This window comes from Candidatus Nanobsidianus stetteri (genome assembly GCF_003086415.1).
Lineage (GTDB): Archaea > Nanobdellota > Nanobdellia > Nanobdellales > Nanobdellaceae > Nanobdella > Nanobdella stetteri_A.
Genome location: NZ_QEFP02000017.1, coordinates 1 through 9569, shown reverse-complemented (window position 1 = coordinate 9569; position 9569 = coordinate 1). Strand labels below are relative to the sequence as shown.

7 protein-coding genes and 1 tRNA gene are annotated in these 9569 nt (G+C 27.5%); 4 read left to right on the top strand and 4 right to left on the bottom strand.

The features are described from left to right. A partial coding sequence (gene ileS, locus DDW03_RS02510; RefSeq protein ID WP_228615488.1) for an isoleucine--tRNA ligase occupies nucleotides 1-2829 on the bottom strand: 2829 nt, incomplete at its 3' end. 72 nt (nucleotides 2830-2901) lie between these two features. On the opposite strand from ileS, the gene DDW03_RS02505 reads away from it, so the two are divergent. From DDW03_RS02505 to tuf, 3 genes are read left to right on the top strand one after another with little or no spacing between them, the layout of a single operon-like run. Continuing rightward, nucleotides 2902-3054 (top strand): hypothetical protein, encoded by a 153-nt coding sequence (locus DDW03_RS02505; RefSeq protein WP_228615487.1) that lies wholly within the window; start codon nucleotides 2902-2904, stop codon nucleotides 3052-3054. Nucleotides 3055-3082: 28 nt separating this feature from the next. After that, nucleotides 3083-3991, top strand: a complete 909-nt coding sequence (locus DDW03_RS02500; RefSeq protein ID WP_228615486.1) for a DsbA family protein — start codon at nucleotides 3083-3085, stop codon at nucleotides 3989-3991. 35 nt (nucleotides 3992-4026) lie between these two features. Further along, nucleotides 4027-5358, top strand: coding sequence for a translation elongation factor EF-1 subunit alpha (tuf, locus tag DDW03_RS02495; RefSeq protein WP_228615485.1), 1332 nt, complete (start codon nucleotides 4027-4029; stop codon nucleotides 5356-5358). Between the two features lie 175 nt (nucleotides 5359-5533). Here the strand turns inward: tuf and DDW03_RS02490 are convergent, their stop codons facing one another. The 3 genes from DDW03_RS02490 to DDW03_RS02480 form a co-directional block, all read right to left on the bottom strand. Next, complete coding sequence (locus DDW03_RS02490; protein ID WP_338140604.1) at nucleotides 5534-5959, bottom strand: hypothetical protein; 426 nt, start codon at nucleotides 5957-5959, stop codon at nucleotides 5534-5536. Nucleotides 5960-6939: 980 nt separating this feature from the next. Continuing rightward, a complete protein-coding gene (locus DDW03_RS02485; protein WP_228615483.1) occupies nucleotides 6940-8376 on the bottom strand; it encodes an MFS transporter in 1437 nt (478 codons plus the stop codon). A gap of 126 nt (nucleotides 8377-8502) precedes the next feature. Next, nucleotides 8503-8592, bottom strand: a tRNA-Ile gene (locus DDW03_RS02480). A 66-nt stretch (nucleotides 8593-8658) separates the two neighbouring features. Between DDW03_RS02480 and DDW03_RS02475 the strand changes: the two genes are divergently transcribed. Further along, entirely contained in the window at nucleotides 8659-9567 is a 909-nt protein-coding gene (locus DDW03_RS02475) for a minichromosome maintenance protein MCM (protein ID WP_228615482.1), read from the top strand. The last annotated feature ends 2 nt before the right edge of the window (nucleotides 9568-9569 follow it).

Sequence of the window (9569 nt, the reverse complement as noted above, 5' to 3'; positions counted from 1 at the left end):
ATTTAGTATTTCAAATAAAATACCCCCATCATCTTTATATAAATATAATGTTTTCAATGGTCTTCTTATATTTATATTTAACATATTTCTTAGTTTTAATGCATTTTCTACAATTTTATTAAACAATTCATATTCTTTTTCTATTTTTTCATCTACATATTGTTCTTCAACTTTTGGTAAGTCTTCTAATATTATTGATTCTCCATCTAATCCATATAAATTTCTCAATTTTTGATAAATATATTCTGATATAAAGGGAATTATAATAGATCCAACATTTATTATATTATATAATGATTTATATATTACAAATAATACTTTATCAGGTTCCCTCTTTATTCTCTCTCTTGTAGCTTTTATATAAAATCTTGATAATTCTAATATCATATCTTGTAATATTCTTCCTGCCTTCCATATCAAATAGTTATCTAATGCATTATATATTTCTTTTTTACTTTTTTCTATGAAATGTAACATATATCTATCCTCCCATCTCAAATTTTCTACATTTATTTTTGCAGGATTTATATTATAATATTTAGAATATTCTTCCAAATATGTTGAAATATTTAATAATGTATTTATTACTTGGTATTTAACTTTTATATCTTCCCATTTTAATTTTATATCTTCATATGCTTCTACAATTGATCCTAAATATAGTCTCATTGTATCTGCTCCATATTTATTAATTATATCATATGGAGAAACAACATTTCCCAAAGATTTTGACATTTTCCTTCCATATACATCTAAAACATATCCACCAACATATACATTTTTATATGGTATATCATTATAATACAATTCTCCCACCATTGCTAGAGAATAGAACCATCCCTTAATTTGATCATAATTTTCTGTTATGAAATCTACAGGATATGTATTTGTTGCTACTGTTGCTGAACCAGAATCTACCCATACATCCAATATATCTGGAATTCTTCTCATTTCTTCTCCACAAATTTCACATTTGAATGTAAATTTATCTACATATGGTCTATGTAAATTATAATTATATAGATATATTATATCATAATCCCTTGATCCATGTGTTCTTACATAATATAGATCATTTACTTGATTTAATATATCATATTTAAAATTATTTACAATTATTATAGATTTATCTTCATATTTATTAAATACATCATATAGTTTATTTACATCATTTATTTCACTTTCATAATATATTTTATTTTCTTTAAAATATCTTGACAATAATTTTTCAGTATAATCTGTAAACTTTACTACTATTATTATTTCCTTAAATATATATCCAGTCAATTTTTCCAATTCTTTAACATTTCTAACAAATTTTACATGTCCATTTTTATCAACCCACATTGGTATTGGAATTCCCCAATATCTTTGTCTAGATATTACCCAATCTGGTGCAGATTTTACAGTATTTATAAATGCATTTTTTGCAGCTTCTGGTATAAAATTAACATTTTCAATATCTAATAATGCTTTTGGTTTTATTGAAGATATATTAATGAATATTTGTTCTGGAGATCTAACAATTACTCTATTTCTACATCTCCAACATATTGGATAATCGTGTTCATACCATTCAAAATATATCAAAGCTTTTTTCTTTAATACTTCTAATATAAATTTATAATCATCTTTCTTTGCAACCCATCCCTCAAAATATTTTATATTTAGAATAGTTCCTGTCTCATCTGTTGTATTAAATGGAAGCACATTATATTTTTTACCAACTTCATAATCTTCAAAACCACAACCTGGGGCTGAATGGACCAAACCAGTACCTTCCTGTGTATTTACATATTCTTTTGATAGCCAAATCCTAAATACTCCACTACTTTCTGATTTAAGTTTTTCTATATAATCCTTTAATTCATCATAGAATAAAGGTTCATATTCTTTAAATTCTAAATCTTTTCCATAAAATTCATCTACTATTTCATATTCAATATTTAATTTACTCATTAATTTTTCTAATATATCTTTTGCAACAATCCAATATTCATAATTATTTTCTCTCTTAATATTCATTTTTATAATTTTATGATTATTATAATCTAATTCTAATTCTTCAACATAAATCTTTGGAACCTTTATTTTTACATATTTTATTTCAGGATTTACCATAATACCTAAATTATATAATAATGTCCATGGAGTAGTGGTCCATATTATATAATATGTATTTTCCATATCTTTTGATTTAAACTTTACATAAATTGCATTTGATATTTCTTTTTTATATAAAGGATCTTCATATCCCAAATCTATTTCCTGTTTTGATAATGATGTTTGACAATGAGGACACCACCAAACAGGTTTCTTTTCTTTATATATTAATTTATTTTCATAACCCTTTGTTAAAGCTTCCCATACCCTTTCAATAAATTCATTTTTAATTGGTAAATATGGGTTATCTATATCCTGCCAATGTGCCATATCTTCATAGAATTTTGTAAAATCCTTCATTGATCCATATGCAAAATTAAAACATTCTTTAATAAATTTATCAACACCAATTTTCTCTATTTCTCTTTTATCTCTAATCTTCATCTTTTCCTCAACTTTTACTTCAATTGGTAGTCCATGCATATCAAAACCAGCCTGATTCCATACATTAAATCCTTTCTTTTGATAATATCTTAATACAATATCTTTAATTGTTCTATTATATGCATGTCCCATATGTGGAGAACCTGTTGTATATGGTGGACCCTCTAAAAATATATATCTTTTATTTTTCTCATTCTTTAAAATCCATTTTTCATATATATAATTCTCCTTCCAGAATTTTTTTATTTCTTCTTCTATATTTCTAGTCCAAGTCATGTTCATAGATCCGATATTCTAACATAAATTTATATATTTAAAATAAAGTATATAAGATGTTTTATTACAATAATGATTATGATAAAAATAAACAAAATGGATATGCTAATATTTGGGATAATAATTTTGTTAGGAATTTTAACTTATGTATTAACTCATTCAAAAACTTTATCAATAATACCATTTATAATGGGAATATTTTATTTACTTGAAAGTAATGAATCTAAATAAATAAAAATCTTTTATTAAAATATTTTGAATGGAAAATGAAAAAGAAAAAAATGAAGAAAAGAAAGAATCGAATTTCAACCTTAATTTAGAGAAATCAATAATAATAGGATTTATAATATTGGCAATATCAATAATTATAGGAGCTTATATTATAGCAAATTCAATATCAAATATAAAAGTATATGGATCATCTAGTAGTTCTTCAAATGAATTACAAGCATATTTACAAACATTACCACAAGTACCATTGCCAAATATTACAAATATAGATCCAGTATATGGAAATCCAAATAATTCAAATGTTATTGTATATGAATTCTCGGATTATGCATGTCCATATTGTGATCTATTTTATTTACAAACATTTCCACAAATTGAGCAAAATTATATAGATAATGGAAAAATAGCATGGGTATATGTAAATTTCCCACTATATCAAATACATCCATATGCAAATATAACATCACAATATTTAACATGTGTATATACATTGTATGGATTTAATACATGGGAAGAATTTGCAAATTGGAGCTGGTATAATCAAATGCAAAATATATCATGGGATACTTTATCAAATCAACAAGATGTATACAATGTATTTAATGAAGAAGCTCAGGCTTTGGGATTAAATGTTAATGAAATAGATTCATGTGTAAATAGTTCAGAATATTATTCCCAAATATATAATGAAGAAAATTATGACGCAAGTGAATATGGAATTGATGGAACCCCAACATTTATAATAGCTGTAAAGACATCATCAATTACATTCCAAACAGTTCAGCAAGTTAATAATGCATTAAATCAATTAAAACAATATGGATTAAGTCCTTCAGTATATACAACACCAGATCATAATTATATAATGTTTGAGTTTGCAGGGGCTTTGCCATATAGTTTCTTTAATAATATATTACAACCTTTAGTATCTGGCTGAATTATATATAAATTTTTTTATAAATATAATCTTAAATGGCAAGAGAAAAACCACATATTAATTTGATAGTAGTAGGGCATGTAGATAATGGAAAATCAACATTAGTAGGAAGGCTAATGGTATCTTTGAATTTAATAGATCAGAAAGTATTAGAAGAATTAAAGAATATAGCAAAGGAACTTGGAAAGGAAACAGACTATTTAGCATTCTTAATGGATAAATCAATAGAAGAGAGAAAGAGAGGATTAACAATTGATGTAGCTGCAATTAAAATACCTGCAAAGAAATATATGTTAACAATATTAGATGCTCCAGGTCATAGAGACTTTATAAAGAATATGATTAGCGGTACTGCACAATCTGATGCAGCAATATTAGTAGTTTCTGCAGCACCTGGTGAAGCAGAAACAGCATTGAGTCCAGAAGGACAGGGAAGAGAGCACCTATTATTATTAAGAACATTGGGAATCCCACAAATTATTGTTGCAATATCAAAGATGGATGCTGCAAATTATGATCAAAAGAGATATGAACAGATAAAGAATATGGTATTAACATTGGCAAAACAAATTGGTTATACTGAAAAACAAATAAAAGCAATTGTTCCAGTTGCTGCATACACATCAGATGAAAATGTAACACAAAAATCACAAAAAATGCCATGGTACAATGGTCCAACAATATATGAAGCATTTGATCTATTAGATGAACCTCCAAGATTGGTAGATAAACCATTAAGAATACCAATTGGTGATGTATATAATATTAAAGGTGTAGGACTTGTACCAACTGGAAAAGTAGAATCTGGAAGATTAAAACCAGGCGACAAAGTAATATTCTTACCATCAAAGAAACCAAACGGTGTTGTAGGTGAAGTAAAATCTATAGAAATGCATCATGAAAAATTGGATGAAGCATTACCAGGAGACAATATTGGATTTAACGTTAAAGGACCAGAAAGTGGTGATATATTAAGAGGTGATGTATGTGGAAAATTGGGAGAACCATTACCAAAATTAGCAGAAGAATTTACTGCAAGAATTTATGTACTATATCATCCATCTGCAGTTGCTGTAGGATATACGCCAGTAATACATATACATACTGCAGCGGTAGCATGTAAAATTGCAGAAATACAATCAAAAATAGATCCAAGAACTGGACAAGAAGTTGAAAAGAATCCACAATTCTTAAAGACTGGAGATGCAGCAATTGTAAAGTTTGTACCAACAAAACCATTAGTAGTAGAAAGATTCGAAGATTTCCCAAACACATCTTTGGGAAGATTTGCAATTAGAGATATGAATAAAACAATTGGAATTGGACAGGTATTAAGTGTAAAAGAAAAGCAAATACAACTAAAGTAAATTTTTTAATTTTATTTTAATTTAAATACTTCTAAAATTTTATTGATCTGAGAGGGTTAAACTCCGAACCTTCATCAACATGTTAGAAGATTATTTTTCTTTATTCCACTATTTCTAAAAGCTATTAAGTTATAATTAATTTTAATTTGTGCAATCTATGATAATTTTCTTCCCCTTAAATAATTTTAGATGGTAAATATAAATAGTCTCTTTTAGTTTCTATTAGATCAAGTATCCATTTCATGTTTACAGGGTAAAATTTTGTTAAGTCAACACCAACATTAATTGTCCTCTTTTTAGAGTTAATGAATGGATATTCTCTCAGTCTGTTATTATGCACATGACCATGGATTAGCCACGCATTATGTGAATTCAAATTAGTTGGATAGTGTGAGAGTATGAATTTATAATTGTTTAGTTGTAATTCTAATTGTTTTACTCCTATCTCTGGAGGATCATGATTACCTTGTATAAAGATCTTTTTTCCATTTAGTAAATTAACGTATTTTTTAAAATCCCTTCTAGCAAAATCCCCTATTATATAAACTATGTCTTCGTTAGATATCATTTCATTCCACTTATTTTTTATGTGTTCGTTCATTGTAATAACGTCTATGAAAGGCCTTGCAGAATATTTAATTATATTTTTATGTCCAAAATGTGTGTCAGCTATGAACAATATTTTATCTAAACTTTTAGGGTTTACTTCTATTTTTAGGAACTTTTCCCTATATTTCTTATATGTTTTCTCTAGTTCAACTAATGATAGTGCCTCTGACCTATTGAGAATTTTCTTATTTAATACATCGTACTCATAGACTATTTTACCTGCATTTACGAGTGTTATCCTTAATACCTTGGCTTTATACAAAAAACGAGATAAAATTTTGAGTATTTCTTTATTGTTTAAAATATTTTTTACTACTTTATATGATAAATGAAAAGAAATGCCGGCATGAAACCAGAAGTTTTCATTATAGAATTTAACATCAGATCTTTCTTTTATATAATTTTTTAGACTTTTATAAAGGTCTTCTCTAAATTGAAGAAGTTCATTATTAGGTCTTATACCTAAGGCTATTGTATATCCCTTTTTTCTTTTTTTTTTATCTCATATTTATCGTAATAAAATTCTAAATTGCTATATTTATTAGATATTTCTTTAATGACTTCCATTATTTTAAGAGGAGCTACTAAAGGTCGGAAATTATATACGAGAGTAATATGAGGTACCCTATGTACTTTCAAATGACTTAGAGAACTAACCTTTCGCATTATTTGTTTTAATTTATATTTCTCTAGAACTGGTCTTATTTCTATGATATAATTATTTCTCATTATATTTTTATATTTCTCTTATTATTAAAAGCGAGTGTTCTCATGCATTTATTTTATTCAATATTGAATAGTAAAATTATATTATACCCTTTGCTAACAATTCAGCAGCAATTGTAACTCTATAAATATCCCTACAAATTCAAGCCGGAAAATAAATATTGTATGTTCTTAGATAATAACTTATAAGCTTAAACTTAGCCATTAACAATTAATTAAATTAAAGAGAGAAGATTGGATAAAATTTTATTGACTATTACTTTGATCTACCTGTAATAATTGCTTTCTATCTTCTTTACCTCTTAATGCGGATAAAACTAGTGCAATAGATAATATTCCTAAAGATACATAGAGAGCTGACTTTAAACCTGTTAAGAAAGAACTGGCCACACCACCTATTAAATTTGTAGTTCCCAGGAACACTTCAAATGCAACATATCTAGGAACAGTAACAGAGGATATGCTTATTGCTATAACGTAACTTAAAAGGGTCCCTATATTTGATAAAGTTCTGGCTAAACCAGAAGCACCGCCATAAAATCCTCTGGGTGCATTAGCCATTATAGCGCTATTATTGGCTGGGAAGAATAGAGAAGAACCTAAACCGCCTATTGTTGAAGCGATTATAATAACGTATAAAGGAGTATTGATTGAAAGGTGTAAATATATGAAAATAGCTAACATCATTAAAGCCAATCCAATTGTAGCAGGTATTCTGGAACCTATCTTATCAGATAATCTTCCGGTAAATGGTGCAACTAAACTGGCTAAAACATAACCTGGAACTAATAGTAAGGATGCTTCGAAAGGTGATAAACCTCTAATCCCTTGAAGATACATTATTATAATAAATGCTGTGGATAAATAACCCATTGTTTGAAGAAATGATGCAAATAGAGAATATGTAAATACTTTATTTGCTTTAAAAGCTTTCAGATCTATTATAGGAAACTGCTGTCTCTTTTCAACCAATATAAATCCTAATAATATAATTAAACCGGCAGAGATTAAGTAAACATTTAATAAACTCACACCTTCTCCTGCAATATCAGCAGCTCCATAGGATATTAAAGATAGTGAAGTCAATAAACTTAGCATACCTATAATATCTAGTTTAGTATTTCTTCTTTCCCGATCTTTTATATACTTTAATCCCAATATTATAGCAACGATTCCTATTGGAACGTTAATATAAAATATATATCTCCAGCCCAGGAAGGTTGTTATAAAACCCCCTAAAACTATCCCTAAAGTAGCTCCAGCGTTCCAACCTATTGAATTATATCCATAAGCTTTACCCCTTTGATTTGGGGGGAATATATCAGCAATTATAGCTCCAGAATTAGCTTGCATCATTGAAGCCCCTAATCCTTGAACACCTCTAAATATTATTAAGGAAATTGCGTCAGGAGCTGCACCACAGAGAATTGAACCTATTGTAAATATTACAAATCCTAAATTATAAAAGCGAGATCTGCCATAAATATCACCTAATCTACCTAACTGAGTTGTAAAGACCGCTATAACTAGAAGGTAAATTATGATAACCCAAATAATTACGTAAAGGTTAGTATGCAAGTCTTGAGCAATAGATGGGATTGCTAAGATTACAATAGTTGCATCCACAGCAGACATTAAAGTTCCTAAAACGACGACCAGCAACGATAGGTTATTCGAATTCATAATTAATTTTTAAATAATTAACTATTTATTTTTTTCGGAGTGTTTTTCAATATCATTCAAGAAATCTTATCCCTTGAATAAATTACTGGATATATAGAATAAAAAATTCTTCCAAATAAATTATTATGGGCCCGAGGGGACTCGAACCCCTGACCTCCGGCTTTCTTAGGAGCGTAGCCTTATAAGGCCGGCGCTCCACCTCTGAGCTACGGGCCCCTATACATATTTTCGCTTATTAATTTTTTATTTTTTTCTTATATGCATTTTTTGTAATATAAATATATGGATAATGCTAAGGAAGTTGAAATTTTAGATGTAGGATTTTTGGGGCAAATTTTTGATGCTTCAAAAGAAGAAATTGAAAAATTTATTAGAGAAGAAGAAAAATCTATTATACTAGATTATGAGAAAATAAAATCATACCTAAATAATAAACAGTTAGATCTTTTATTAAATAAAACAGAAAAATTTTTAGAACAAATGAGTATATATTTTTCCGAAAGATTAGATAGAAAAGTAAAGGTAAGAATAAAAAATCTTCCAGAAAGTTTAAGATATTTAAGGATAAGAGATATTAGATCTGAACATAAAGATAAATTAATACAGGCTGAAGGTATAATAAAAGTGTCTTCAGAAGTAAGGCCATTTATTATAAAAACAAAATATTTACATGAAGACTGTGGAGGAGAATTTTGGGTTGAAAATAAGAATTTCGTAATAGAAAAGCCAAAGAAATGTCCTGTATGCGGTGGTACAAAGGGAAAATTTATTGAAACAGATCATGAAACAATAGATATACAAAGATTATTAATTGAAGAACCTGCAGATCAAATTGAAAAAGGTGAACAACCCGCCCAAATTACTGTAATATTAAAGGAAGATCTATGTGAACCTAGAATGGAAAGGAAAACATTACCAGGAATAAGGGTTAAAATATACGGAATTGTAAAAGAATTAAAAAATTCAAATCTTAAAGCAATATTGGATTTATATATAGATGCAATTTATATTGAACCTGTAGATAAAGATGTTGAAGATATATCAATATCTCCAGAGGATGAGAGAAAAATAAGAGAATTGGCAAATTCTACAGATGTGTTAAGTTTGATTGCAAATTCAGTTGCTCCAGGATTGTATGGAAAACATTATATTTATATAAAGATGATGGGGGTATTTTATTTGAAATACTAAAT

Bases quoted from the DNA above. Each gene is read 5' to 3' on its own strand.
- DDW03_RS02475 (WP_228615482.1), top strand. From the start codon at position 8,659: ATGGATAATGCTAAGGAAGTTGAAATTTTAGATGTAGGATTTTTGGGG.
- DDW03_RS02485 (WP_228615483.1), bottom strand. From the start codon at position 8,376: ATGAATTCGAATAACCTATCGTTGCTGGTCGTCGTTTTAGGAACTTTA.
- tuf (WP_228615485.1), top strand. From the start codon at position 4,027: ATGGCAAGAGAAAAACCACATATTAATTTGATAGTAGTAGGGCATGTA.
- DDW03_RS02500 (WP_228615486.1), top strand. From the start codon at position 3,083: ATGGAAAATGAAAAAGAAAAAAATGAAGAAAAGAAAGAATCGAATTTC.
- DDW03_RS02505 (WP_228615487.1), top strand. From the start codon at position 2,902: ATGATAAAAATAAACAAAATGGATATGCTAATATTTGGGATAATAATT.
- DDW03_RS02490 (WP_338140604.1), bottom strand. From the start codon at position 5,959: ATGAACGAACACATAAAAAATAAGTGGAATGAAATGATATCTAACGAA.